This is a genomic window from Cryobacterium melibiosiphilum (genome assembly GCF_003602235.1).
In the GTDB taxonomy this organism is placed as follows: Bacteria; Actinomycetota; Actinomycetes; order Actinomycetales; family Microbacteriaceae; genus Cryobacterium; species Cryobacterium melibiosiphilum.
The window spans coordinates 148,723-173,009 of sequence record NZ_QZVS01000097.1 but is presented as its reverse complement, the minus strand read 5'-3'; the positions used below and the strand labels follow the sequence as shown (position 1 = coordinate 173,009).

22 protein-coding genes and 1 pseudogene are annotated in these 24,287 nt (G+C 67.8%); 11 read left to right on the top strand and 12 right to left on the bottom strand.

The features are described 5' to 3' along the window. From D6T64_RS21330 to D6T64_RS21305, 6 genes are all read right to left on the bottom strand, one after another. Positions 1 to 1,053, bottom strand: a complete 1,053-nt coding sequence (locus D6T64_RS21330) for an ABC transporter substrate-binding protein (protein WP_119976689.1) — start codon at positions 1,051 to 1,053, stop codon at positions 1 to 3. Further along, on the bottom strand, positions 1,053 to 1,994 hold the full coding sequence (gene cysD / locus D6T64_RS21325; RefSeq protein WP_233551489.1) for a sulfate adenylyltransferase subunit CysD: 942 nt from the start codon (positions 1,992 to 1,994) through the stop codon (positions 1,053 to 1,055). The genes D6T64_RS21330 and cysD overlap by 1 nt, the downstream gene beginning before the upstream one ends. Then, positions 1,991 to 2,752, bottom strand: a complete 762-nt coding sequence (locus D6T64_RS21320; RefSeq protein ID WP_119976687.1) for a phosphoadenylyl-sulfate reductase — start codon at positions 2,750 to 2,752, stop codon at positions 1,991 to 1,993. The genes cysD and D6T64_RS21320 overlap by 4 nt, the downstream gene beginning before the upstream one ends. Beyond that, positions 2,749 to 4,485, bottom strand: a complete 1,737-nt coding sequence (locus D6T64_RS21315; protein WP_119976686.1) for a nitrite/sulfite reductase — start codon at positions 4,483 to 4,485, stop codon at positions 2,749 to 2,751. Before D6T64_RS21315 ends, D6T64_RS21320 begins: the two co-directional genes overlap by 4 nt. 128 nt (positions 4,486 to 4,613) lie before the next feature. Beyond that, on the bottom strand, positions 4,614 to 5,444 hold the full coding sequence (locus tag D6T64_RS21310; protein ID WP_119976685.1) for a sirohydrochlorin chelatase: 831 nt from the start codon (positions 5,442 to 5,444) through the stop codon (positions 4,614 to 4,616). A gap of 91 nt (positions 5,445 to 5,535) precedes the next feature. After that, positions 5,536 to 6,915, bottom strand: a complete 1,380-nt coding sequence (locus D6T64_RS21305; protein ID WP_158594932.1) for an FAD-binding oxidoreductase — start codon at positions 6,913 to 6,915, stop codon at positions 5,536 to 5,538. Between the two features lie 63 nt (positions 6,916 to 6,978). On the opposite strand from D6T64_RS21305, the gene ftsY reads away from it, so the two are divergent. Then, the gene (gene ftsY, locus D6T64_RS21300) at positions 6,979 to 7,854 is read left to right on the top strand and encodes a signal recognition particle-docking protein FtsY (RefSeq protein ID WP_119976683.1); all 876 of its coding nucleotides are present in this window, start codon (positions 6,979 to 6,981) and stop codon (positions 7,852 to 7,854) included. A 64-nt stretch (positions 7,855 to 7,918) separates the two neighbouring features. After that, positions 7,919 to 8,422 carry a DUF2004 domain-containing protein gene (locus tag D6T64_RS21295; protein ID WP_119976682.1) on the top strand — a complete coding sequence of 168 codons (504 nt, stop codon included), beginning with the start codon at positions 7,919 to 7,921 and terminating at the stop codon, positions 8,420 to 8,422. Between the two features lie 63 nt (positions 8,423 to 8,485). Here the strand turns inward: D6T64_RS21295 and D6T64_RS21290 are convergent, their stop codons facing one another. Beyond that, entirely contained in the window at positions 8,486 to 9,985 is a 1,500-nt protein-coding gene (locus D6T64_RS21290; protein ID WP_119976681.1) for an MFS transporter, read from the bottom strand. Positions 9,986 to 10,054: 69 nt separating this feature from the next. Between D6T64_RS21290 and D6T64_RS21285 the strand changes: the two genes are divergently transcribed. The 3 genes from D6T64_RS21285 (at position 10,055) to D6T64_RS22340 (ending at position 12,632) form a co-directional block, all read left to right on the top strand. Then, a complete protein-coding gene (locus D6T64_RS21285; protein WP_119976680.1) occupies positions 10,055 to 10,651 on the top strand; it encodes a TetR family transcriptional regulator in 597 nt (198 codons plus the stop codon). Between the two features lie 260 nt (positions 10,652 to 10,911). Continuing rightward, positions 10,912 to 11,454, top strand: coding sequence for a hypothetical protein (locus D6T64_RS21280; RefSeq protein WP_119976679.1), 543 nt, complete (start codon positions 10,912 to 10,914; stop codon positions 11,452 to 11,454). A gap of 20 nt (positions 11,455 to 11,474) precedes the next feature. Then, positions 11,475 to 12,632: a hypothetical protein gene (locus D6T64_RS22340; RefSeq protein ID WP_147364635.1), complete on the top strand. Its 1,158-nt coding sequence runs from the start codon at positions 11,475 to 11,477 to the stop codon at positions 12,630 to 12,632. 5 nt (positions 12,633 to 12,637) lie between these two features. On the opposite strand, the gene D6T64_RS21270 is transcribed toward D6T64_RS22340, so the two are convergent. Continuing rightward, on the bottom strand, positions 12,638 to 12,949 hold the full coding sequence (locus tag D6T64_RS21270) for a putative quinol monooxygenase (RefSeq protein ID WP_119976677.1): 312 nt from the start codon (positions 12,947 to 12,949) through the stop codon (positions 12,638 to 12,640). Between the two features lie 125 nt (positions 12,950 to 13,074). Between D6T64_RS21270 and ffh the strand changes: the two genes are divergently transcribed. Together ffh and D6T64_RS21260 are read left to right on the top strand one after the other, a co-directional pair. Continuing rightward, entirely contained in the window at positions 13,075 to 14,667 is a 1,593-nt protein-coding gene (gene ffh / locus D6T64_RS21265) for a signal recognition particle protein (protein ID WP_119976676.1), read from the top strand. 150 nt (positions 14,668 to 14,817) lie between these two features. Continuing rightward, positions 14,818 to 15,606, top strand: coding sequence for an LLM class F420-dependent oxidoreductase (locus D6T64_RS21260; protein ID WP_119976675.1), 789 nt, complete (start codon positions 14,818 to 14,820; stop codon positions 15,604 to 15,606). Between the two features lie 24 nt (positions 15,607 to 15,630). On the opposite strand, the gene D6T64_RS21255 is transcribed toward D6T64_RS21260, so the two are convergent. Continuing rightward, positions 15,631 to 16,767, bottom strand: a complete 1,137-nt coding sequence (locus tag D6T64_RS21255) for a glutamate--cysteine ligase (RefSeq protein ID WP_119976674.1) — start codon at positions 16,765 to 16,767, stop codon at positions 15,631 to 15,633. A 193-nt stretch (positions 16,768 to 16,960) separates the two neighbouring features. On the opposite strand from D6T64_RS21255, the gene rpsP reads away from it, so the two are divergent. From rpsP to D6T64_RS21235, 4 genes are all read left to right on the top strand, one after another. Further along, positions 16,961 to 17,374, top strand: a complete 414-nt coding sequence (rpsP, locus tag D6T64_RS21250; protein WP_119976673.1) for a 30S ribosomal protein S16 — start codon at positions 16,961 to 16,963, stop codon at positions 17,372 to 17,374. 2 nt (positions 17,375 to 17,376) lie between these two features. After that, a complete protein-coding gene (locus D6T64_RS21245; protein WP_119976672.1) occupies positions 17,377 to 17,613 on the top strand; it encodes an RNA-binding protein in 237 nt (78 codons plus the stop codon). Positions 17,614 to 17,620: 7 nt separating this feature from the next. Then, positions 17,621 to 18,271: a ribosome maturation factor RimM gene (gene rimM / locus D6T64_RS21240; protein WP_119976671.1), complete on the top strand. Its 651-nt coding sequence runs from the start codon at positions 17,621 to 17,623 to the stop codon at positions 18,269 to 18,271. A gap of 257 nt (positions 18,272 to 18,528) precedes the next feature. After that, entirely contained in the window at positions 18,529 to 19,383 is an 855-nt protein-coding gene (locus D6T64_RS21235) for a formate/nitrite transporter family protein (RefSeq protein WP_119976670.1), read from the top strand. Positions 19,384 to 19,509: 126 nt separating this feature from the next. Here the strand turns inward: D6T64_RS21235 and D6T64_RS21230 are convergent, their stop codons facing one another. From D6T64_RS21230 to nirB, 3 genes and pseudogenes are all read right to left on the bottom strand, one after another. Beyond that, complete coding sequence (locus D6T64_RS21230) at positions 19,510 to 20,673, bottom strand: uroporphyrinogen-III synthase (protein WP_233551485.1); 1,164 nt, start codon at positions 20,671 to 20,673, stop codon at positions 19,510 to 19,512. Then, a pseudogene (gene cobA, locus D6T64_RS21225) lies at positions 20,673 to 21,461 on the bottom strand (uroporphyrinogen-III C-methyltransferase); the annotation flags it as partial. The pseudogene cobA and the gene D6T64_RS21230, both read right to left, overlap by 1 nt. A gap of 71 nt (positions 21,462 to 21,532) precedes the next feature. Further along, a complete protein-coding gene (nirB, locus tag D6T64_RS21220) occupies positions 21,533 to 24,178 on the bottom strand; it encodes a nitrite reductase large subunit NirB (protein WP_119976668.1) in 2,646 nt (881 codons plus the stop codon). Between the last annotated feature and the right edge of the window lie 109 nt (positions 24,179 to 24,287).

Genomic DNA, 24,287 nt, shown 5'->3' with positions numbered 1-24,287 from the left:
TTACTCCGTTCCGAGTCCGGCGGCCGAGATGGGCGCGCCTCCCGCTTCGGCGAGCACGCCGTTGAGCAGGGTCAGGTCAAACAGGCCGTCGAGGTCGCCGTCTTTGGCGGTGCCGGCCGCCACGGCTTCCCGCAAAGAGACGGGAAAGGTGCTGGCCAGCGGATCATTGGTGAATCGCAGACCGCCGAGGGCACGGTCGATGACCGCGTCCGAGAGTGGTTTTCCGGTGTCCGCGGTGAGCTTGGCGTTGATCACGTCGGCCGCCTCGTCGGGGTGGTCGGTGAGCCAGGCGACGGATGCCGTGTGCCCCTTGAGCAGGGCCCGCACCGTCTCCGGGTGGTCGCGGTTGAAATCCGCACCGACGAGCAGCACGGTGGTCGGGAAGTCGCCGTTCTCCCAGAGGGAGGCCTCGTCGACGAGCACCGTGGCATCCGCCTCGAGCACGAGGCGGGAGACCCAGGGCTCCGGCAGCCAGGCGCCGTCGATCTGCCCGCTCTGAAACAGAGTGAAGGCCCGCGCGTTGTCGGTGGGTGCGACGGTGACGTCGCCGCCGCCGGTCGTGCTGGTCTCGTAGCCTTCGCTCGCGAGCCAGGAGCGCAGGGCCACGTCCTGGGTGTTGCCGAGCTGAGGGCTGGCGATGAGGGCGCCGGCGAGGTCGGCGGGCGAGTCGATGCCCTCCTGCACGACGAGGGCGGCACCGCCGACGGTCGCCCCGGCGACGATGACCGCGCTGCGGCCGGCGCTCTGCACGAAGGTGTTCACGGCGGGGCTCGGGCCCACATAGGCGGCGTCGATCGCGCCGGCGCTGATCGCCTCGATCGCGGCCGGTCCGGCGCCGAAGCTCTGGGCGTTGAGGGCGGTGTCGCCGAGGGCGTCCTGCAGAAAACCGTTTTCGATGCCCACGAGCGCGGGCGCGTGCGTGAGGTTGTCGAAGTAGCCCAGGCGCAGTTCCGCGGCGGGGCCGGGGGCAGCAGAAGCGGCGCCGGAGCATCCGCTCAGCAGGAGTGACGCACCGACCGCGACGGCGACGACCCCGAGGGGGGCGGCCCGCATCAGAAGTAGCCTTCCTTCTTGCGGTCCTCCATGGCGGCTTCGGAAATGCGGTCGTCGGCGCGGGTGGCGCCGCGCTCCGTGATGGTGCTCACGCCCACCTCGCGCACGACATCGGCGACGGATGCCGCGGTCGAGTCGACCGCGCCGGTGCAGCTCATGTCGCCCACGGTGCGGTAGCGCACCGTGCGCGTTTCGACGATTTCGTCTTCGCGGGGCAGGCTGACCGGGCTGACCGACCGCCACATGTTGTCGCGGCGATAGACCTCACGCTCGTGGGCGTAGTAGAGCGGGGGCAGTTCGATGTTCTCGCGTTCGATGTAGCGCCAGACGTTCAGTTCGGTCCAGTTGCTGATCGGAAAAGCGCGCACGTGCTGGCCGACGGTGTGGCGGCCGTTGTAGAGGTTCCACAGCTCGGGTCGCTGGTTGCGCGGGTCCCACTGGCCGAACTCGTCGCGCAGCGAGAGGATGCGCTCCTTGGCGCGGGCCTTGTCCTCGTCGCGGCGGGCGCCGCCGAAGACGGCGTCGTGCCGGCCCGCCGCGATCGCGTCGAGCAGCGGCAGGGTCTGCAGCGGGTTGCGGGTGCCGTCGGCGCGTTCGGCCAGGCGGCCGTCCTGCACGTAGTCCTCGACCTTCGCCACGGTCAGCCGCACGCCGTGGCGGGCGACGGTCTTGTCGCGAAACTCGAGCACCTCGGGAAAGTTGTGGCCGGTGTCCACGTGCAGCAGCGAGAAAGGGATCGTGCCCGGCCAGAACGCCTTCGCGGCGAGGTGCAGCACGACGACGGAGTCCTTGCCGCCCGAGAACATCAGCACCGGGCGTTCGAACTCGGCGACGACCTCGCGGATGATGTGGATGGCCTCGCTCTCGAGCACGTCGAGTTCGCTCAGGCGGTGGTCGGTCGTGGTCGCCGTCGTGGCGGTTGTGGCTGTGACAGTGCTCATAGGTGCAACCCGCATTCCGTTTTCTCGAGGGTGGCCCAGCGGCCGGATCGTGGGTCGTCGCCTTCGGCGACGCCTTTGGTGCAGGGCGCGCAGCCGATCGACGGGTAGCCCTGGTCGAGCAGCGGGTTCAGCACGACCTCGTTCTCGGCCGCGTAGGCGAGGATCTCGTCGTACGACCAGGCGGCGACCGGGTTGACCTTGACGAGGCCGTTGCGGTCGTCCCACACCACGAGCGGCGTGTTCGCGCGGGTCGGCGCTTCGTCGCGGCGCACGCCGGTGAACCAGAGTTCGTAGTCCTTCAGGGACCGCTGAAGGGGTTCGACCTTGCGCATCGCGCAGCAGGCGTTCGCGTCGCGGCCGAACAGTTCGGCGCCGTACTCGGCGTCCTGCTCGGGCACGGTCAGCAGGGGCAAAACGTCGACGATGGTCACGTCGAGGCTCGCCGCAACGGCGTCCCGCGTCTCGTAGGTCTCGGCGAAGTGGTAACCGGTGTCGAGAAAGAGCACGTCGACGCCCGGCAGCTGCTCGGCCACGAGGTGGGGGAGCACGGCGTCGGCCATCGAGCAGGCGACGGCGGCGGCATCCGGGCGAAAGTTCTCGGCGACCCAGGCGACGACCTGATCGGCGCTGGCCTCCCCGAGCAGGGCCGAGCCGCGAGCGGCGAGGGCCTGCAGCTCGGCGTGGGAGCGTTTGGCCGGGCGCAGCGGAACGGCGACGGGCGCTGCCGGGTGCGTACGAATCGTGCGGGGTGACGTCATTTCAGTGCCTCCTCGGGGGCGCGGTGCGCCCATTCGGCGAATGTCTCGTCGTTCTGGCGGTCGGCGAGAAAGCGGCGCACGAGGCGTTCCACGTAATCGGCGAGGTCGTCGGCGGTGACTTTGAGGCCGCGCACGGTGCGACCGAGTCCGGCTTCTTCGCGGTCGACGGATGCGAGGCCGCCGCCCAGGTGCACCTGGAACCCGGGGGTCGACCCGCCGTCGCCGTCGGGCAGCAGCTGGCCCTTCAGGCCGATGTCCGCCGTCTGGATGCGGGCGCAGGAGTTCGGGCAGCCGTTCACGTGCAGGCTGATCGGGTGCGGGGCGTCGATGCCGGCGAGGCGTTTTTCGAGCTCGAGGATCGCATCCGTCGCCGCCTGTTTGGTCTCGACGATCGCGAGCTTGCAGAATTCGATGCCGGTGCAGGCGATCGTGGAACGGCGGAACAGGCTGGGCCGTGCCGCGAGGCCGATCTCGTCGAGCTCTGCGATGAGGGACTCCACGTGCTCCTCGGCGACGTCGAGCACGACGATCTTCTGGTGCGGGGTCGTGCGCAGCCGGGTCGAACCGCGCTCTTCGAGCAGCTCGGCGAGCCTGATCAGCGTCTGGCCGGAGATGCGGCCGACGAAGGGGGCAACGCCGATGTAGAAGCGCCCGTCCTTCTGCTTGTGCACGCCGATGTGGTCGCCCTGGGTCTTCGGGCGCGGGGCGGCGGGGCCGTCGGGCAGGGGGTAGCCCAGATATTCGTCTTCGAGGATGCGGCGGAACTTCTCGGTGCCCCACTCGGCGAGCAAAAACTTCAGGCGGGCCTTGCCGCGCAGGCGTCGGTAGCCGTAGTCGCGAAAGATGGAGGCGACACCGCGCCAGACCTCGTTGATGCGGTTGGGGGCGACGAAGGCGCCGAGCCGTTCGGCCAGGCGGGGCGTGGTGCTGAGGGCGCCGCCGATCCAGAGGTCGTAGCCGATGCCGAGCTCGGGGTGCTCGACGGCGACGAGGCCGATGTCGTTGATCTCGTGCACGACGTCCTGGCTGGGGTGGCCGGTGATCGCGGTCTTGAACTTGCGGGGCAGGTTGGCGAACTCGTCGGTGCCGAGAAACTTCTCGGCCAGTTCGGCGATGGCGGCGGTGGGGTCGATGAGCTCGTCGGCGGCGATGCCGGCGACGGGTGAGCCCAGGAACACGCGGGGCACATCGCCGCAGGCCTGGGTGGTTTCGAGCCCGACGGCCTCGAGGCGGCGCCAGATCTCGGGCATGTCCTCGATCTGGATCCAGTGCAGCTGCACGTTCTGGCGGTCGGTGATGTCGGCGGTGTCGCGGCCGAAGTCGCGGGAGACCTCACCGATCACGCGAGCCTGTTCGGTGCTGAGCTGGCCGCCGTCGATGCGCACGCGCAGCATGAAGTAGCGGTCTTCGAGCTCTTCGGGCTCAAGCGTCGCGGTCTTGCCGCCGTCGATGCCGGGCTTGCGCTGCGTGTAGAGGCCCCACCAGCGGAACCGGCCGTGCAGGTCGGTGCCGTCAATGGAGTCAAAACCCTGTTTGGAGTAGATCTCTTCGATGCGGCCGCGCACCGCGAGGCCGTTGTCGACCTGCTTCCAGACCTCGTTGCCGTTGAGCGGTTCGGGTCCGTCGATCTTCCACTGCCCGTTGGGGCGGGTCGAGGGCCGCGGTGGTCGGGCTGCCGGCAGCTTCGGTGCCGGCGCCTGTGCCGGTGTGGCCTCGGTCTGATTCGACGACACGATCTACTCCTCGGGTTGAGATGGGGATGGGGCGGGTGGGACAGGGGATGTGCGGGTCGAGGTCACCCGGGAGGGGTGACCGGTGGCCCTAAGTTATCGCGCGGGCCGGGCCGGCACGGCGGGCGCGGTCACGCGCGGTCATCTGCTGTCACACGGCGTCGCGCGCCGCGCAGCGGGTGGCTTTTGCGCCGGGGGAGCCGTAGCATGCGGCGCGCCGGATGCGGGTGCGCCGCCGCTCGGTAGCGGTCCAGCACCACGTCCACGAGTTCCTGCGGTGCGGGCGCGTCGGCCCGCAGCAGCGGAGCGGTCACGAGGTCAGCTCCGGCGGCCTCGGCGAGGCCCTGAAAGTAGCCGGGCGCCAGCAGATAGCTGGCAAGCACGACCCGATGTCGGGGATGCTCGGCGCGCGCTGTCGCGATGGCTGCGGTGAGGCGGGGCTCGGCCGCTGAGAGAAATCCGATGGCCACCGGGCGACCCAGCGCCCGCGACAGCCGGTCGGCGACCACCCGGCAGTCGGCGACGGCGCGGGCGTCGCTTGATCCGGCAGCCCCGAGCACGAGCGTGTCTTCGGCGAGCAGCCCGGCCTCGGCGAGGCGGCGCTGCAGCAGGCGCACGATGCGGTCGTCGGGTCCGAGCGCTGCGCCGAGCTGAACGGCTCGGTCGGTCGCGGCGAGCACGGCCTCGGTCAGGTCGACGTGCACGTGATAGCCGGCCGAGAGCAACAGGGGCACGATGATGGCGGGGGCCGCCGGGGGCAGCGTCGCGAGGGTGGCCGGGGTGTCGGGCTGCTGCACGTCGACGAATCCGAGGGTGACGTTCAGGTGCGGGGCGGCGGCCGCGACGGCTCGCATGAGTGTTGCCACGGCGGCCTGCCCGGCGGGCGCGTTGGTGCCGTGGGCGATGCCCACGAGAGAGGAGGGTGCGGCCGCCCCGTCGCGCGTCACGCCCTCAGTCTGCATTCCCCCAGTCTGCGGGGCGCCGCACCCGTTCCGCGCCGTATTGCGCCAGGTTTCAGATTTCAGATGTCGGGTTGAAGGCCCGACACGGTCGTCAGACCAGCGGCACGTTGCTGCGCATGAGCCCGTCGGGGTCGACGGTGCGCTTGATCTCGGCGAGGCGGGTGATGTCCTCGCGGGAGACGGCATCCGCCATCGTGTACGAACTCGAGAGCAGCGACAGCGGAGAGCGCGGAACGGTCTTCCCGGCGGTCGCTGCCCGCAGCGTGTCGAAGACGTGGTCGTCGATGTGCCGGCTCGGATCCATCAGGAACGCGGCCGCGAAGACGATGCACTCCGCGCTGAGGCTCCCGGCGACGCCGGCGGGGGAGTTGCCGCGGGCATCCGGCCGGAGGGCCCCGCCGAGCGGCCGCAGCTGCAGCATGGCGAGCCCGTCGGCGCTCGCCGCGCGGAACGCCGCCACGAGGTCGCCGATCGTGTCGGCGGTGAACTCGGTCAGGGTGGCACCCCAGTCGAGCGAGGGGACCGGTTCGTCGGGATCGGCCGAGACCTCGCCGAGGCGGCTGATGCCGAAGGCCCGGGTCTGGTCCATGATCGGCTCCGCGGCCGTCAGCAGCGGGGCGAGCAGGTCGGCACAGCGCTCCGCGCCCCCGACGAAGACCACGTCCACGGTCGCGAAACTGTGCCCGCGCATGGGTTCGGGCACCATTTCGATGTCGGGCATGTTGATCAGGCCGGCGAAGATGCTCAGCTCGTTGGGGGCATTCGCCATGATCACGGCGACCTGTTCGAGCACCGTGTCGGCTTCCTCGGCGGCGAACACGATGCGGCCGCCGAACAGTTCGGGCGCCTCGAACAGGTCGATCTCGACAGTCGTGACCACACCGAACAGTCCGCCGCCGCCGCGCAGCGCCCAGAGCAGTTCGGGGTTGCTCTCGGGGGTGACCCGGCAGATATCGCCGCGGCCGTCGACGAGCTCGACGGCGCGGAGGGAGTGCGCGGCGAGTCCCTGCCAGCGGCTGAACCAGGAGTGACCGCCCGAGAGCAGGTAGCCGGTCACGCTGACATCGGGGCTGCTGCCGGCCAGGGCGATCAGGCCGGTTCCTTCGAGTCGGGCCAGCAGGGTGCCCCAGCTGATGCCGCTGCCGACCCGCGCGACGCGGTCGGCGACGTTGATCGTGATCTCGTCGAAGGCGCTTGTGCGCACGAGAATGCAGTCCGCGCAGTCACCGGCGGCACCGTGGCCGCGTGGCTGCACGGTCACTCCGAACTTGCCGGCGCGGGCGGCAGCGACGATGCGGGTGACATCGTGCACGTCGCGGGGCGTGGCCACGGCGAGCGGCTGCTGGTCGACCGCGACGTTCCAGGGCTTGCGGGCGGTATCCCACCGGGGGTCGCCGGGGCGCACGAGGGAACCGTGCAGGTCGGCGGCCAGATAGTCCAGAACGGGGTGAAGCCGGGTTGAATTCGACATGGGTATTCCTTTCGTCATCGTTGACAACGAAGGTACCGAGCCTCGCCGCCCTAGGGTAGGGGTATGGCTGAACGCACCCCCTGGTCCCTGTCCGGCGCTCTGCGTGGAATGTTCGCGAAGAAGACGATCGATGACGCGACCTGGGACGACCTCGAAGACGCCCTCATTCAGGCCGACTTCGGACCGGGCGTCACCGAGGTCGTCGTCGCCGAGCTGCGGGCGAAGGTCGCCAAATACAACACCACCGACCCGGCCGATTTGCAGCGGATGCTGCGCGAGGGCATCGAAGAGCGCCTCGCCGCCTACAATCCCACCCTCACCCTCAGTGAGCGGCCGGCAATCGTGCTCGTCGTCGGCGTGAACGGGGTCGGCAAGACCACCACGATCGGCAAGTTCGCCAAGTTTTTGCACACCTATGGGCGCACGGTCGTGATCGGCGCGGCCGACACGTTCCGCGCGGGGGCCGTCGAGCAGCTCGCCACCTGGGCGGATCGCGCGGGGGCGCAGATCGTGCGGCCGCAGATGGAGGGCCAGGATCCGGCATCCGTCGCCTTTCAGACCGTGGACAAGGCCAAGCGGGAGGGCATCGAGATCGTGCTGATCGACACCGCCGGCCGGTTGCAGACCAAGGGCGGGCTGATGGACGAGCTCACCAAGATTCGTCGGGTCGTCGAGAAGCAAGCGCCGATCGCCGAAGTTCTGCTGGTTCTCGACGCGACGACCGGTCAGAATGGCCTGGCGCAGGCGGAAGCTTTCATCGAACACGCGGGGGTGACGGGTCTGGTGCTGACCAAGCTCGACGGTTCGGCGAAGGGCGGCTTCGTGCTCGCCGTGCAGGAGAAGACCGGCATTCCCATCAAGCTCGTGGGCCAGGGCGAGGGCATCAACGACCTCACCGGGTTCACGCCGCACGTGTTCGCACAGAAACTCATCGGATGACCGCGCATGTAAACGCTCACGAGCTCCCACACTTTTCCCGACGCTTCAAGACAATGAGGACCGCATGACCATCGAACACGATTTCTTCGGAATTCTCGGCAGCGACGATGACGGCGAGGTGTACTGGTCGGACACCGCCGAACTCGGCGACGAGAGCGTCGAGGTCGATCTCAGCTCACCCGACGAGGACTCGGTGTCGGTGGAGGCGCTCGACATTGCCGCCGCGATGATCCACGCGATCGAAGAGGTCGACTCCCAGGCCCGCGAGTCGCTCGTGGCCGACCTCTCCGCGGAGGGTTCGATCACTGCGAAGTTCATCGACCAGCAGGTTGACGAGCTCGGCCCCGAGGCCCTCGGCAACGCCCTGATCTGGGATTCCGGTGACCAGCAGATCGACTTCCTGCGCTCGCTGCGCTTGCAGCGGGTGGGCTTCCACCCGCACCACAACGGCAATGAGGAGCACTTCGCGCTGCTCGACTACTCGATCAGCCCCGGCGACACCGACGCGCTGCTCGTGGTGACCATCGACATCCACGGCGACACGATCGTCATCGCGCCCGACAGCTGACGCGACGCCGCCAACGAGAAAGTCCCCGTACCGACCTCGGTACGGGGACTTTTCGTGTGACCGTTAGCTCAGCAGATCCTTATGGCCGCGCACCATGAAGAAGGCCAGGGGCCCGGCCGCGAAGATGAGGATGGCGGCCCAGAGGAAGGTGGAGTGGTATCCGCTCACCAGGGCGCCGAGTTCGGCCGCCTGCGTGGGAGCCGTGCCGACGAGGTACGAGCTCACCGCGGCCGTGTACAGCGCGGTGAAGAGGGCGGTTCCGATCGATCCGCCGATCTGCTGCATCGCGGTCACCGCGGCGCTCGCCGCGCCGGCATCGTGGTCGGCGATCCCCGACAGGGCCACGTTCTGCAGCGGCACGAAGATCATCGAGAGCCCCGCGCCGAGCAGGATCAGCCCCGGTAGCACCTCGACGAGGTAGTTGCCCTCGACGGTGATGCCGGTCAGCCAGAGCAGGCCGGCGGCGCCGACGATCGGTCCGACCGTCATCGGGATGCGCACACCGATGCGGGCGAGGAACTTCGAGAGCACGCCGGCGCCGATGATGATCGTGACGGTCATCGGCAGCGAGGCGAGTCCGGACTGGATGGGCGTGTACTGCAGCACGATCTGGAAGTACAGCGTGAGAAAGAGCAGCGCGCCCAGCAGCGCCGCGCCGGAGAGCAGCGCGGTCAGGAACGCGCTGCCGCGCACCCGGTCGGCCATGATGCGCAGCGGAAGCAGCGGATGGTTCGAACGGCTTTCCACGAACACGAACAGGCCCAGCAGCACGAGTCCGAGCGGCAGGAAGACGAGCACCGGCCAGGTACCCCAGCCGTTCTCGGCCTGCGCGAAGCCGAAGACGAGCGAGCCGAGGCCGAGGGCCACGAGAATGGCGCCGGGCACGTCGTACTTGGTGTTGCCGTGCGCCTTGCTCTCCTTGATGATCGGAATGGCGCCCGCAATCGCGACGATGGCGATCGGCACGTTCACGTAGAGGCACCAGCGCCAGCTCGCGTACTCGGTGAGCACGCCGCCGAGGATGAGCCCGACGGCCGCGCCACCACCGGCGATCGCACCGTAGACGGCGAAGGCCTTGATGCGGTCCTTGCCGCCGGGAAAGTTCACGGTGAGCAGGGCGAGTGAGGCGGGGGCGAGCAAGGCGGCGAAGAGCCCCTGCAGGCCACGGGCCGCGATCAGTTCCCAGGTGCTCTGGGCGGCGCCACCGAGGGCGGAGGCGATGGCGAAACCGGCCATGCCCACGATGAAGGAGCGCTTGCGGCCCCAGAAGTCGGCGATCCGGCCGCCGAGCAGAAGCAGGGCGCCGAAGACGAGGGAGTAGAGGGTGACGACCCAGGTGCGGTCGCCGTCGCTCATGCCGAGGGCGATCTGGGCCTGGGGGAGCGCGATGTTCACGATGGTGCCGTCGAGCACGACCGTGAGCTGGGCGAGCGCGACGATGGCGAGAAGCCACCAGCGCTTCGCGTTGTGCGGGGTGGAGTCGGCCGCTGCGGAGGCGGTGTGGGCAGCGGGTGCTGCGGCCGCCGACGAGGGCGGGACGGTACTGGAAACGGGGTTAGGCATGAGGAGTACTCTACGCCAAAACCGAACGAACTAGTTCGTTTTGTGTGAACTTCTCGCTATAGTCGAGTCATGGCACGCGATGGAGCAGACACCCAGACCCGCATTCTCGAGGCGGCTCGCACCGAGTTCGCGGCCTACGGCCTCGCCGGGGCGCGCATCGACCGCATCGCGAAGGCTGCATCGGCGAGCAAGGAGCGCATGTACGCCTACTACTCCGACAAGCGGCAGCTGTTTCTCGCGGTGCTCGAGCTCAACCTGCGGGAGTTCGCGAGCGCTGTCGTGCTGGTCGACAACGACGTGCCGGCCTTCGCCGGGGCCCTCTTCGACCACGCCGTGGCTCACCCCGACCACCTGCGCATGATCGACTGGGCGCGTCTGGAGACCGACGGCACGCTGACTCCCTCGACGGATGTCGTGCTCGGCTACCGCGATGAGCAGGTGCGTCGCATCGAGCTCGCCCAGGCGGCCGGAACCGTCGATGCCGCGTGGGCGCCGAGCCAGCTCATGACGCTCATCTTCGGCCTCATCTCGGCCTGGCTGCACGAACCCGGGCTCTCCCTCGCCTACGGCCGTGAGCCCGATGCGGCGGCCCTCGCCGCGCGCCGCGCCAACGTCGTGCACGCCGTCGAGCGCCTCGTCGAGCCCCGCTCCCGGGCTGCCGACTAGGTACAAGGTCCCGACCTTGGTCAACCGGTCGACCCCAGAATGGGGCACGAAGCAAATGACCTGTTTTCGGCATGGGCCGTGCATCCCAATGCTGGCGCGGCACGGGGGATAGAACAGCTGTTTTAAGCGTGATTACGCGCTTTTCAAGCACGCTCGTACGGTGAGATCAGTCAAAGAAACTTTGACCTGCTGGACGACACGGGGGCATCGAGCCAAACGCCGAGCGGCATACATAGATCGCTGATTTGAAAGGTTTTATCATGCGTAAGTCAACATTCGCCGCTCTGGCACTCATGGGTTCCGTAGCCCTCGTCGGCGCTGCAGTCACGCCCGCCATGGCCGCCACAACAGACACAACGATCGCGACTGTCGCCGTCACCGGTGGAGTCCTGACGATGGTGGCACCCGAAACCGCTGCCCTCACGGCCATTGTGTCGAGCTCGGCCCCCCAGACAGCATCCGCAGAGCTGACTGGGGTGCAGGTCATCGATGATCGAGCCTCTATTGCAATTTGGACCGCCACTGCCACCCTCAGCGCGTTCGTCCCAACGAACGGAAGCACCACGGTCATCCCCCTGACCACTGCCACCTACGTCCCGGACGCCGCCGTAGTCACTGTGAGCCCGACTACCGTCGTCACGCCCAGCTCAGTCACTGATTTGACTGACCCGGAGACCGTCCAGGTTTCCGCCGGCGGCACCAGCAGTAACACGGCCACGTGGGGGGCCAAGGTCGAAGTCACCGTTCCGGCTCTTGCTCTGGCAGACATTTATACGGCGACGCTCACGCACTCCGTCAGCTAATTTCTAGCGATAGGCGATAGGTGGGGGTGCGTGAATCGTGGCCCCACTCTCTCGTAGCTGCCAACATCTTCCGCGAAACACATAACGGCCAGGAATTCGGCTTGGAAAGACGATTGCTCTTGATCAGGAAAAAATTCGTGGCCGTCATTGGCGTCATCTTCCTACTGTCGGTCGCTTCCTCGGCTGCACAAGCACAGGAGTCAGGGATTTCGGGCGGAGCCGTGGCCGAAGTTGAAGGGGGCCAGGGTGTCGGAATCAAACTTCTCGACATGCCCGAGTCGACTCAAAGCGATCCCCGAACGCGAACGTACATCGTCGATCAAGTTGGCCCCGGCACAGTATTAGAGCGGCGGGTCCAGATTCAGAACAATTCGACCTCCGACAAGGTGGTGTACGTCTACGTGAGCTCGGCAACTATCCAGGATGGGAACTTCGTTGGAGATTCCTCGTCCTCGCAAAATGAGCTCACAACATGGACGACTCTCGAACAATCTCAGCTGAAAATGCCCAGTGGGAGCGAAGTTGATGTACTTGCCACCATCTCCGTCCCCTCCGATGCATCGGAGGGAGAGCAATACGGCGCGATTTGGGCTGAGGTGAGAAGCGCTCCGTTAGCTGGGTCGAGCATTGTTCAAGCAAGCCGGGCGGGCGTGAGAATCTACTTGTCAGTGGATGAAGGCAACGGAACACCGGCAGACTTTGCTGTCGGATCGTTGACCCCATCACGCGACGCCGAGGGGCTTCCTACGCTTTCTGCCTTGGCGGAGAACACAGGCGGTCGAGCGATCGATATCTCGGGTGAACTAAATTTGGCCAATGGGCCCGCTGGGCTTTCTGCGGGACCGTTCACGGTTCAGCAAGCCACGACGCTGGCCCCGGGCGACTCCGGCGAAGTCGTCTTCACCCTCTCCGACGAACTCCCGAACGGCCCGTGGGATGCAACGCTCTCTCTCAAGAGCGGCCTGGTCGAGCGCGAAGTTACGGCCACGATCACTTTCCCCGACGCTGGAGTCGGCGAAACCGTGGCCCCGAACGAGGCTCCGGTGCTGCTGATCACGCTCGTCTCCTCGGGCGTGCTGCTCCTGCTGATAGCTGCCGGCACTCTCATCGTGCTGCGGCGCCGCAGGAAGACGGCCACGCCGGCCGTCGAGACGGCGCACGCCGACGCATCCGTCTAGGACACTTACTGAATCGTGCCCTTCTGCGGATCGCCGAAGGGCACGTTTTCGAGCACCGTGACATCCGTCGGCTCGGCCTGCAGGCCGCGCAACAGGGCGTTCAGCTGTGTCATCGGGGTGCCCGCGGCGTGGGCGGCGAGGTCGGTCGCCTCGCTCCAGCGTTCGATGATCACGACGTGGTTCGCGCTGCGGTGCGCGGCATAGAGTTCGCAGCCGGGCTCGTCGTGCACCTTGGGTGCGACGAGGGCGAAGGCGTCGAGAATCTGCTGCAGCTTGCCGGGCTGGGGAGTGAGCGTGGCAACGACGACGACTGACATGTGTTCTCCTCGTGAGCGACCCGGCGAGATGCGGGTGATTACACCGTACTGGTACAGCCAAAGCGGGCGGCGAATCAGGCCGGGTGACCGGGGGAGCCGTGAAGTTCCGTTAAACTAATCCAACTATGGCTACTTTTGGAAACCTCTCAGATCGCCTGGCCGAGACGTTCAAAAATCTCCGCACCAAGGGCAAGCTCACGGCAGCGGATGTCGACGGCACCGTTCGTGAGATCCGGCGCGCCCTTCTCGACGCCGACGTCGCCCTCGAGGTCGTCAAGGCCTTCACCGGCATCGTGCGCGAGCGCGCGCTCAGCGACGAGGTCAACAAGGCGCTGAACCCGGCCCAGCAGGTCGTGCAGATCGTCAACGAAGAACTCGTGCAGATTCTCGGTGGCACCCAGCGCCGCCTCGAGTTCGCGAAAAAGCCACCGACCATCATCATGCTCGCGGGCCTGCAGGGCGCCGGCAAGACCACGCTCGCCGGCAAGCTCGCGAAGTGGCTCGCCAAAGACGGCCACACCCCGCTGCTCGTCGCCGCCGACCTGCAGCGCCCGAACGCCGTCACCCAGCTCGAGGTCGTCGCCCGCCAGGCCGGCGTCGCCGTCTACGCGCCCGAGCCCGGCAACGGTGTGGGCGACCCGGTCAAGGTCGCCCGCGACGGCGTGAAGTGGGCCGTGCAGAAGGTGCACGACGTGGTCATCGTCGACACCGCCGGCCGCCTCGGAGTCGACGCCGAGCTCATGAAACAGGCCGCGAACATCCGCAAGGCCATCGACCCCGACGAGGTGCTCTTCGTCATCGACGCCATGATCGGCCAGGACGCCGTCGCCACGGCGAAGGCCTTCCAGGACGGCGTGGACTTCACCGGCGTCGTGCTCACCAAGCTCGACGGCGACGCCCGCGGTGGCGCCGCGCTGTCCGTTGCTTCGCTGACGGGGCGCCCGATCATGTTCGCCTCGACCGGTGAGGGCCTCGACGACTTCGAGCCCTTCCACCCCGACCGCATGGCCGGCCGCATCCTCGACCTCGGTGACATCCTCACCCTGATCGAGCAGGCGCAGGGTGCGTTCGACGAAGACGAGGCCCGCAAGGTCGCCGAGAAGTTCGCGACCGACACCTTCACCCTCGACGACTTCCTCGGCCAGATGCAGCAGCTGCGCAACATGGGCTCGATCAAGAAGATGATGAGCATGCTCCCCGGCGCCGGCGCCATGAAGCAGCAGCTCGACAACTTCGACGAGCGCGAGATCGTGCGCACCGAGGCCATCATCCAGTCGATGACCAAGCTCGAGCGCACCACCCCGAAGCTGCTCAACGGCTCGCGCCGCCTGCGCATCGCGAAGGGCTCAGGCTCGAGTGTCACCGAGGTCAACCAGCTCGTGCAGCGCTTCGAGCAGGCCGCGAAGATGATGAAGACCGTCGCCCGCGGCGGCATGCCCAACATCCCCGGCATGGGCCCGATCCCCGGCGCCCCGTTCGCCGGCGGCAAGGGCAAGCAGGTACAGAAGAAGAAGGGCTCCAAGTCGGGCAACCCGGCCAAGCGTGCCGCCGAGAACGCGGCCCTCGCCGCGGGTGTCAAGCCCGTCACGCCGTCGACGGATGCCGCGGGTTCCGGCTTCGGCATCGGCGGCGGCAGCACGGCCCAGCCCGGCAAGGGCAAGGCCGGCGGCCCGAGCGCCGAAGAGATGGAAGCCCTGCAGAAAATGCTCGGCCGGTAGCTCCGCCCCGCCCCCTGCCGCGCCAATTCCCGCTGGTCGAGATTTCGGCAGGCTCAATCCAGCGGGAGCGCGCACGCCGGTTGTTGAGCCTGTCGAAATCTCGACCAGCGGAAAAGGCGAGGTGTCAGGGGCGCAACCTAGGATGGCGGCATGACCTCAACGACGAACCGTCCGGTGCGCCTCGGCGTGCAGATCGCCCCGCAGCACGCCCCCTACGAGAAGATCCGCGACACCCTCACCGAGGTCGAAGCACTCGGCGCCGACATCGCGTTCAACTGGGACCACTTCTTTCCGCTGAGCGGTGACCCCGACGGCCTGCACTTCGAATCCTGGACCATGCTCGCCGCCTGGGCCGAGCAGACCACCACGATCCAGCTCGGCGCCCTCGTCAACTGCAACAGCTACCGCAACGCCGACCTGCAGGCCGACATGGCTCGCACGATCGACCACATCAGCGCTGGGCGCTTCATCTTCGGCACGGGAGCCGGCTGGTTCGAGCGGGACTACGACGAATACGGCTACGAGTTCGGCACGCCCGGAACCCGGCTCAACGCCCTCGACGAGAGCCTCACCCGCATCGAGGCGCGCTGGGGCACGATCAACCCGCCGCCCGTGCACGAGATCCCGGTGCTCATCGGCGGTGGCGGCGAGAAGAAGACCCTGCGCATCGTCGCCCAGCACGCCGACATCTGGCACTCCTTCGGCGACCCGCAGGTGCTCGCGCACAAGCTCGGCGTGCTGGGGGAGTGGTGCACTAAGGTCGGCCGCGATATCACCGAGATCGAGATCTCCACCGAACTGAAGAACCGCACGGTCGAGCAGGCCGACCAGCTCTACGACCTCGGCGCGCGCCTCTTCACGCTCGGCGTCTCCGGGCCTGACTACGACCTCGCGCCGGCGACCGACTGGCTGGCCTGGCGCGACTCCAAGAACGCCTAGCCGCCGCCGGAGAAGGGCAGCGCCTCAGGCGGGCAGGCCGAGCCGCAGTTCGCGGCGCAGCGACCGCACCACGGCGGGCAGGCTCCCGCCGGTCGACGCGGCGACGGCCAGCTGGCGCTGGTAACTCGCGCCCTTGTCGAGGATCAGGTTCAGCTGCAGCAACTCGGTCAGGCAGTCGAGCCGCTCGGCGACCGGCGTGAGGGTCTCGATGAGCCGGCGCACATCATCCGTCACCAGGCGCTCATTGCCGGCGGCGTCGAGGATGATCTCGGCGTCCATGCCGTATCGCGCGGCACGCCACTTGTTCTCCCGCACGAACCACTGCGGCATCCGCGGCACGGTTTCGCCGGCGTCCAGCCGAGTCGACATCCATTCCACGAGGCACTGGATGAGCGCCGCGATGGCGCCGAGCTCCTGGGTCGTCGACACGCCGTCGCAGACCCGCACCTCGATCGTGCCCCAGCGCGGCGAGGGGCGGATGTCCCAGCGCACCTCGGTCACATCCTCGATCACTCCGGTGCTGGTCATGTCGTCGACGTAGCCTTCCCAGGCCTCCCAGTCATCGAGGTCCCACGGCAGGCCCGCGGTCGGCAGCTGCTGGAACATCAGCGAACGGTTGCTGGCATAGCCCGTGTTCACCCCGGCCCAGAACGGGCTCGACGCGGAGAGCGCCTGCAGGTGTGGGATATAGCTGAGCATGCCGTTCAGGATCGGGATGACCTTGTTCTTGTCCTCGATGCCCACGTGCACGTGGATGCCCCAGATCATCATGTTGCGGCCCCACCACTGGGTGCGGTCGATGAGCTTGTGGTATCTCGGCTTGTCGGTGACCTCCTGGTCGAACCACTGCCCGAACGGATGCGAGCCGCTGCAGACGGGGTCGACGCCGAGCGGTTCGGTAATGGCCCGAACCTCCTCGACCTGACCGGCGACATCCGCCACCGCGCCGGCGACCGTGTCGTGCACGCCGCTGACCAGCTCGACCGTGTTGAGCAGCAGCTCCTCGGTGATGTGCGGGTGGTGCGAGCCGTCGGGGCCGCGCAGGGCCTCGAGCACGTCGCCGCCGATCGAGCGCAGGTCGCCGGTCTGCTGGTCGACGAGGGCCAGTTCCCATTCGATGCCGATGGTGGATCGGGCGGATTGCGCGAAGTCGAGTGTCACGGGTGCTCCTTGCGCGGGGGTCAGACAGGTGGATTATGCAGAATGCGGGGATGTCTGGCAGAATGATCAGTCGTGATCTCTTCTGTCCGACCCTCTATCTAGACAGAAGAAGATCCCCTAGAGCTTATTGCCGAGTGTGCCCCCACGCTCACGGCCAAGGTTCGCCAAACAAGAGAATCAACACAGGAGAATTGTGGCTGTCAAAATCCGTCTGAAGCGCATGGGCAAGATCCGTGCACCGTACTACCGCGTCGTCGTTGCCGACGGTCGCACCAAGCGCGATGGTCGAGTGATCGAAGAAATCGGCATCTACCACCCCACGCAGAACCCCTCGATCATCGAGATCAAGTCTGAGCGTGCGCAGTACTGGCTCTCCGTTGGCGCCCAGCCGACCGAGCAGGTTGCTGTCCTCCTCAAGCTGACCGGCGACTGGGGAATCTTCAAGGGCGACAAGAACGCCGTGTCGACCGTGAAGATCAAAGAGCCGAAGGTTGCTTTCGTCGCCGACGAGAAGAAGAAGCCGGTTCTGCGTCCCAAGGCTGAGAAGCCCGTTGTCAAGGCTGAAGAGCCCGCCGAGGCCGCTGCCGACGCGACCGACGAGGCGTAATTTTGCTCGCTCCCGCGCTTGAGCACCTCGTCAAGGGGATCGTTGATCACCCGGACGATGTGCACGTTGCCGAAAAAAAGTCCCCCCGCGGCGATGTCCTCGAGGTTCGTGTGAACCCCGAAGACCTCGGCCGGGTCATTGGCCGTGCCGGTCGCACCGCGAAAGCGCTGCGCACCCTGGTGGCGGCACTGGCCGACGGCAAGCGCGTACGGGTCGACGTCGTCGACACCGATTTCTGAGCCGGAGATGAGTCCGGTGAACGACACAGCAGTAGTCAGTGCGTCAGAACCCCAGCCGCAGTTGCGGGTGGGGCGTCTGACGAAGGCGCACGGCCTCAAGGGAGCGATCAAGCTCGAACTGTTCACGGATGACCCGGGGCGACGTTTCGTCCCGGGCGCCGTGTTCACGCTCCAGGTTCCGACCGGCAGCAGCTGGCACGGCAAGACCATCGAACTCGTCGAGCTGCGCTGGTACAACCAGCACGCCGTCGGGTTTTTCAAGGATGTCCCGGATCGCGAGACAGCGGAAACGCTGGCCAAAGCCATCCTGTGGATTGACCAGGATTCGGCTGAGCAGCCCGACGAGGAAGACGCCTGGTACGACCACCAGTTGGTCGGCCTCGCCGTGCACCGCGACGGCATCAAGATCGGCACCATCGCGCGGCTCGAGCACCTGCCCGCGCAGGACCTGCTGATCGTCAAGACCGCGTCCGGTGAGGTGATGGTGCCCTTCGTGAAGGCCATCGTGCCCGCCGTCGACGTGAAGGCCGGCATTGTGACGATCACGCCGCCGCCCGGACTGCTCGAAGATCTGCCCGAAGAGCCCGATCTGCCCGAAGAGCCCGAGCTGGCCGAAGAGCCCGAGCTGCCCGAAGCCGAGGCTTCCGAACTTTCGTAGGTTGTGCTGTCGATCGCTGACAGCTGTGTGCGCGCCACCCCGCTCTAGCGGCCTCGCTCGCTCACAGCTGTCACGTATCGACACGCGCGCCCGCACAGCGGCCAGGCCCGCCACGTCGCCCGTCCGGCCTCACAGCGGCCATGCGACACCCTGAGGCGTCGGAAACACGCAGTCCACCCGGCAGAAACCCGCTCGCATCGCGTGAGTCCTACCGTGGAAACAGGCCCCACCGGCCGGTTTCTTCGAAAGGCCGCACCATGTCCTACGTCACCCCCACCCGCTTGATCGACGCCGCCGTTCAGGCCGGCATCGCCAAGGCGAACCTCAGCATCGGCCAGCTCCTCGCCCGCGGCACCCTCGCCGGCGCGATCCTCGCCTGTGCGACAACGCTCGCCTATACCGGCACCGCGCAGACCGGCCTGCCCCTCGTCGGCGCCCTGATCTTTCCGATCGGCTTCGTCATGATCGTGCTGCTCGGCCTCGAACTCGTCACCGGCAGCTTCGCCCTCATCCCGCTGGCCGTGTTGGAAGGCCGCACCAGCGTGGGGCGGATGCTGCGCAACTTCGGTGTCGTGATCGTCGGGCACCTGCTGGGCTGCGGCCTCTACGCGGGGCTCTACCTGGCCACGATCACGCGCATGGGAACCGACCAGACGCATCCGCTCATCGCGACGCTGATCGCTGCCGCCGAGGCCAAGACCACCGGCTACGAGATCCTCGGCGCGAGCGGCATCGCCCTCGTGATCATCAAGGCCATCCTCTGCAACTGGATGGTCGCCTTCGGCGCCATCCTCGCCCTGTCCTCCACCTCGACCGGCGGCAAGATCGTGGCCATGTGGCTTCCGGTCTGCATGTTCTTCGCGCTCGGATTCGAGCACGCGGTCGTCAACATGTTCGTCATCCCCGCCGGCATGCTGCTCGGCGCCGACGTCAGCATCGGCCAGTGGTGGGGCTGGAACCAGCTGCCCGTGCTGGTCGGCAACTTCATCGGCGCGGTCACGCTGTGCGCCGGGCTGTTCTACTTCTCGCATCGCACCCACATTCAGCGAGCGGATGCCGTGGGTCTGCCCGCCGAGGCGGCCGCGCCCGAGCCGGTGCTCGCGCTCCGGTAGACCCGAATCCGCAGCTCGATGAGTGCGCAATTGTCGATACGTGACAGCTGACAGCGTGCGACGGCCCCATACGAGAGTCGTGCGCCCACAGCTGTCACGTATCGACAGGCACCCCGACCGATGCGGCTACACGTCGAGTCGGTATCCGCGCTTGACCACGGTCGCGATGAGCCCCGCTTCCGGCAGCGCCTGCCGCAGCCGCCCGAGCGACACCTCCATGGCGTGGTCGTCGGTCGTGCCCGGCAGCGCCTGGGCGAGCTCGTCGCGCGACACGACGGCCCCGCCGGCGGCCACGAGGGTGCGCAGGATCGCGAGCGCGGTCGGCGGCAGCGGAATGCGCTGCCCCCCGAACTCGACCATCGCGCCGCGCAGCGCGAGCGGTCCGTGCCGTGTCTCGATGCGTTCGATGCCGACCAGTTCGAGCTGCTCGCAGACCAGCCGAATCAGCGCGCCCATGCGAAAACGGGTCGGCTGGATCGGGTCGATTCCGGCCGCGATCAGCGGGATGGATGTGACCGGGCCGACGGATGCCGCCCGCACGTTGGTCTGCAGTGCGGCGATCAGCGCCGGATAGACGCCCATGCCCTCGGCCGCGCCGAACAGCGCGTGCACCGAGGGTGCGCTCGTGAAGGTGACGCAGTCCAGCTGCCGGGCACAGATCGCCTCGATGAGCTTGTAGACGCGCTCGTCGGAGTCGTCGACGGCGATCCAGCGGTACGGCGCCACCGTGAGCACGGTGTCGTGCACCGCGCGCAGGCGGTCCAGCTGCCGCTCGTCGGTGTGTCCGTGCACCTGGATCCCCACGGTCAGGCCGGGCGGGTATTCGGCGAGTACCTTGTCCACGAGCGATGCCGTCGTTTCGGTGTCGCTCATGCCGGAGTCGTTGAGGCCGGTCGCACGGATACCGCCGCGCGCCTTCGGGCCGCGCACCAAAATAGTGGTCTCGGCCAGGGCCTCGGTGAGGGCGTGCCCGAGGCCGTCCATCTCGGCGACCTCGAACCAGCGTCGCACCCCATAGCCCGTGGTGGCGAGCAGGATGTCGGGCTTGGCGGCGATCATGGTGCGGGTGTCATCGAGCAGCGGGCCGTCCTGCTGCGAGTTGGCGATGCGCAGGGTGGGGGCGTGCACGACCCGGGCCCCGCGGCGCTCGAAGGCGTCGATCAGGTCGCTCGACCGGCGGTCGCTCGTCACCCCGATGCGAAACCCCTCGAGCTGGTCGGGTTGGAACGCGGTCATCGGCACGTCGACAGGTTCGGGGACGACGGGAGGTTCGGTGGGTTCGTTCGGCATCAGTCGACCGCTGCGAACTCGCCGGCGCGGCGCAGCAGGTCTTCGGCGCTGAGGTCGCCGTCATAGGCGAGCCTCACGACCTCGCCGATCACGAGCACCGCGGGGGAGGTCACGCCCACCCGCGCCGACTCGAACAGCACGGTCGCGAGGGTGGCGATGGTCGTGCGCTGGGTCTCGCTGAAGCCACGCTCGATGATCGCGACGGGCATGTCCGCATCCATGCCGTGGCGCAGCAGGCCCTGGCTGAGGGTCGGCAGGGTGCCGACGCCCATCAGTACCACGATGGTGCTGCCGAGCAGGGTCAGGCCTTCGAGTTCACGGTCGGTGAGCGGCGCGTGGCCACTCATCACGGTGAAGCCGTGGCTGAGCCCGCGGTGCGTCAGCGGGATGCCGGCGGCGGCGGGCACGGCGATGGCGCTCGTGACGCCCGAGATCACCGTGACCGGGATGCCGTTGCGGTGGCAGGCGAGCACTTCTTCACTGCCGCGCCCGAAGACGTAGGGGTCGCCGCCCTTCAGCCGCACGACGCGTGCGCCGGTGAGGGCGTGTTCGACCAGGAGGGCTTCGATGTCGGTCTGCGAGATCGCATGGTTTCCCGGATGCTTACCCACGTTGATGAGCACGGCCTGCGGCGCAAGGGCGCGCAGCGTCTCGTGCGGGGCCAACCGGTCGTAGAGCACGACGGTGGCCGCGCTCAGCGCGGCGACCGCGGCGACGGTCAGCAGCTCACCGGCGCCGGGACCACCACCGACGAGTGCCACCGACCCCACGGGCCGCGATCCCGGTTCGGTCAACCCAGCTCCCGTTTCGGTCAACCCAGCTCCCGGTTCGGTCAACCCAGAATTTCGGGCTGTCATTGTCACTCTCCTCGAACGGGAATACGGCTTCCACTTAAGAGAACAGTACTCGAATCGGCCCGTTCGTCCGCGGTGGCCGGTCGTAATTGGTCACGTTCGACGACCCGGGCAATGCTGGGATCGGGCTCGATCGGCGCGTTGACGAAGGAGCGGAATCGGCGCAGGCGCTCGGGGTCGGCGAGCGTTGCGGCCCACTCGTCCTCGTAGGTGTCCACGTGCTTCTCCATGGCGGCTTCGAGTTCGTCGCCGAGGCCCAGGGTGTCGTTGATGACGACGTCGCGCACGTGGTCGACGCCACCGTCGAGGTCTTCCATCCAGCGCGCGGTGCGCTGCATCCGGTCGGCCGTGCGAATGTAGTACATCATGTAGCGGTCGATGTACTTGATCAGGGTTTCTTCGTCGAGGTCGCTCGCGAGCAGCTGGCCGTGGGCGGGCTGGAAGCCGCCGTTGCCGCCGACGTACATGTTCCAGCCGAGGTCGGAGGCGATGATGCCCACGTCTTTGCCGCGCGCTTCGGCGCACTCCCGGGCGCAGCCGGAGACGCCGAACTTGAACTTGTGCGGGGCTCGCAGGCCGCGATAGCGCAGCTCGAGTTTGATGGCGAGCGCGACCGAATCCTGCACGCCGAAGCGGCACCAGGTCGAGCCGACGCAGCTCTTCACGTTGCGCAACGCCTTGCCGTAGGCCTGGCCCGATTCGAAGCCGGCGTCGACGAGCACCCGCCAGATGTCCGGCAGCTGCTCGAGCCGAGCACCGAACATGTCGATGCGCAGCGCGCCGGTGATCTTGGTATAGAGGTTGAAGTCCTCGGCGACCTTCGCGATCACGGCGAGCTTCGCGGGGGTGATCTCACCGGCCGGGATGCGGGGGACCACCGAGTAGGTGCCGTCCTTCTGCATGTTGGCCATGGCCCGGTCGTTGGTGTCCTGCAGGGTGCCCCGGCCGGCGTCGAGGATATACGCCGAGTTCTGGCTGGCGAGGATGGAGCCGACGGCGGGCTTGCAGACGTCGCAGCCGCGGCCGGTGCCGAAGCGCTCGAAGACCTCCTCGGCGCTGACGAGTTCGAGCACCCGCACCGATTCGAAGAGTTCCTGGCGGCTGAGTTCGAAGTGCTCGCACAGGGCGTGGGAAACAGTCTGGCCCGACTTGGTCAGTTCGGCTTCGAGCAGCTTCTTGATCAGGGGCACACACGAGCCGCACTGGGTGCCGGCGCGGGTGCAGGTCTTCAGCGCGCCGAGTTCGGTGCAGGGCTCGGTGTGGTCGCCGCGCACCGCTTCGCGCACGGTGCCGGCGGTGACCATGTTGCAGGAGCAGACGAGGGCGTCGTCGGGCAGCTCGTCGCCGCCGGGAGCCTCGGCGCCCGCCGCGGACAGGTACGCGCCGGGTTCGCTGGAGAGCTGACGGCCGACGAGGGGGCGCAGGGCTGAGTAGGGCGTGGCGTCGCCGACGAAGATGCCGCCGAGCAGGGTCTTGGCATCGTCGGTGACGACGAGCTTCTGGTACAGGCCGCGGGCCGGGTCGGCGTAGACGATTTCCAGCGCCCCGGGCGTGACGGCGAGCGCATCGCCGAAGCTGGCCACGTCGACGCCGGACAGCTTGAGCTTGGTGGCGTCATCGACGGTGGTGAAGGTCGCCGTTCCGCCGAGCAGACGGTCGGCGACGACCTCGGCCATCGCGTTGGCGGGGGCGACGAGACCCACGCAGCGGCCGCCGAAGCTGGCGACCTCGCCGATGGCCCAGATGTTCGGATCGCTGGTCTGGCACTCCCCGCTGATCACGATGCCGCCGCGGGTACCGAGATCGAGGTGGGCGTCGCGGGCGAGTTCGTCGCGCGGGGTGATGCCGATCGCGTAGACGACGATGTCGGCGGCGATGGTGTCGCCCGAGCCGAGGGAGACGCCGGTGACGACCGGGGCATCCGTTTCGGTGCCCCTTTCCGTGCCGACGGGGTTACTGAGGATCGCGGTGGCACGGGTGCCGAGGTGCAGAGCGATGCCCTGGGCGGTGATCAGGCGGCCGAGGGCCTGCCCGCCGCCGGCGTCGAGCTGAGCGCTCATCAGCCACGGGCCCGAGTGCACGAGGGCGGCTTCGCCGCCGAGGCGGTGCAGGCCGCCGGCCGCTTCGAGGCCCAGCAGCCCACCGCCGGCGACGACGACCTTCGGGGCGCGGCCGAGCGACACGGTCAGCTCGCCGAGTTCGGCGACGAGGGCGTCGACGTCGTCGAGGGTGCGGTAGACCCGAATGTGCTCGGAGCCGGGCAGGGGCGGAACCGGGGCGCTCGAGCCGGTCGCGAAGACCAGGTCGTCGTAGGGCACGGTGTGGCCGAGGGCGGTCGTGACGGTTTTCGCGTCCCGGTCGATGGACTCGGCCCGCTCGCCGATGCGCAGGGTGATGTGCTCGGAATCCCACACACCGGTCGGCTCGAGGGTGAGATCGATCTGGCCCGCGAGGCGTTGGCTGAGGGCGACCCGGTCATAGGGCAGGTGCTGTTCTTCGGCGATCACCGTCACGGCCAGAATGTGCTCCGTGTCGCGGGAATGCAGGGCATCCGTCAAACGGTGGGCGGCCGGGCCGCCACCGATGATGACAACGCGGCGTGCCTCCGGGGGAGACCCGGCGGCGGAGGATTCGGGGGAAGAAGAGAGCATCAGCGTCCTTTCGGGGCGAGTGTTCCCGAGCGTACGGGCACGCGATTTCACCGTCGTGTCCCCCATGTGTCCTGTCATGTCAGAAGTCCCACAGTCGCGCAAGCACCCT

Excerpts from the sequence above, each read along its gene's own strand:
- D6T64_RS21295 (WP_119976682.1), top strand. The coding sequence starts at position 7,919 with ATGACCATCGAACACGATTTCTTCGGAATTCTCGGCAGCGACGATGAC.
- ftsY (WP_119976683.1), top strand. The coding sequence starts at position 6,979 with ATGGCTGAACGCACCCCCTGGTCCCTGTCCGGCGCTCTGCGTGGAATG.
- rimM (WP_119976671.1), top strand. The coding sequence starts at position 17,621 with ATGAGTCCGGTGAACGACACAGCAGTAGTCAGTGCGTCAGAACCCCAG.
- ffh (WP_119976676.1), top strand. The coding sequence starts at position 13,075 with ATGGCTACTTTTGGAAACCTCTCAGATCGCCTGGCCGAGACGTTCAAA.
- D6T64_RS21285 (WP_119976680.1), top strand. The coding sequence starts at position 10,055 with ATGGCACGCGATGGAGCAGACACCCAGACCCGCATTCTCGAGGCGGCT.
- D6T64_RS21270 (WP_119976677.1), bottom strand. The coding sequence starts at position 12,949 with ATGTCAGTCGTCGTCGTTGCCACGCTCACTCCCCAGCCCGGCAAGCTG.
- D6T64_RS21235 (WP_119976670.1), top strand. The coding sequence starts at position 18,529 with ATGTCCTACGTCACCCCCACCCGCTTGATCGACGCCGCCGTTCAGGCC.
- D6T64_RS21290 (WP_119976681.1), bottom strand. The coding sequence starts at position 9,985 with ATGCCTAACCCCGTTTCCAGTACCGTCCCGCCCTCGTCGGCGGCCGCA.
- cysD (WP_233551489.1), bottom strand. The coding sequence starts at position 1,994 with ATGAGCACTGTCACAGCCACAACCGCCACGACGGCGACCACGACCGAC.
- D6T64_RS21260 (WP_119976675.1), top strand. The coding sequence starts at position 14,818 with ATGACCTCAACGACGAACCGTCCGGTGCGCCTCGGCGTGCAGATCGCC.
- D6T64_RS21230 (WP_233551485.1), bottom strand. The coding sequence starts at position 20,673 with ATGCCGAACGAACCCACCGAACCTCCCGTCGTCCCCGAACCTGTCGAC.
- D6T64_RS21330 (WP_119976689.1), bottom strand. The coding sequence starts at position 1,053 with ATGCGGGCCGCCCCCCTCGGGGTCGTCGCCGTCGCGGTCGGTGCGTCA.
- nirB (WP_119976668.1), bottom strand. The coding sequence starts at position 24,178 with ATGCTCTCTTCTTCCCCCGAATCCTCCGCCGCCGGGTCTCCCCCGGAG.
- D6T64_RS21310 (WP_119976685.1), bottom strand. The coding sequence starts at position 5,444 with ATGCAGACTGAGGGCGTGACGCGCGACGGGGCGGCCGCACCCTCCTCT.
- D6T64_RS21320 (WP_119976687.1), bottom strand. The coding sequence starts at position 2,752 with ATGACGTCACCCCGCACGATTCGTACGCACCCGGCAGCGCCCGTCGCC.
- D6T64_RS21280 (WP_119976679.1), top strand. The coding sequence starts at position 10,912 with ATGCGTAAGTCAACATTCGCCGCTCTGGCACTCATGGGTTCCGTAGCC.
- D6T64_RS21305 (WP_158594932.1), bottom strand. The coding sequence starts at position 6,915 with ATGTCGAATTCAACCCGGCTTCACCCCGTTCTGGACTATCTGGCCGCC.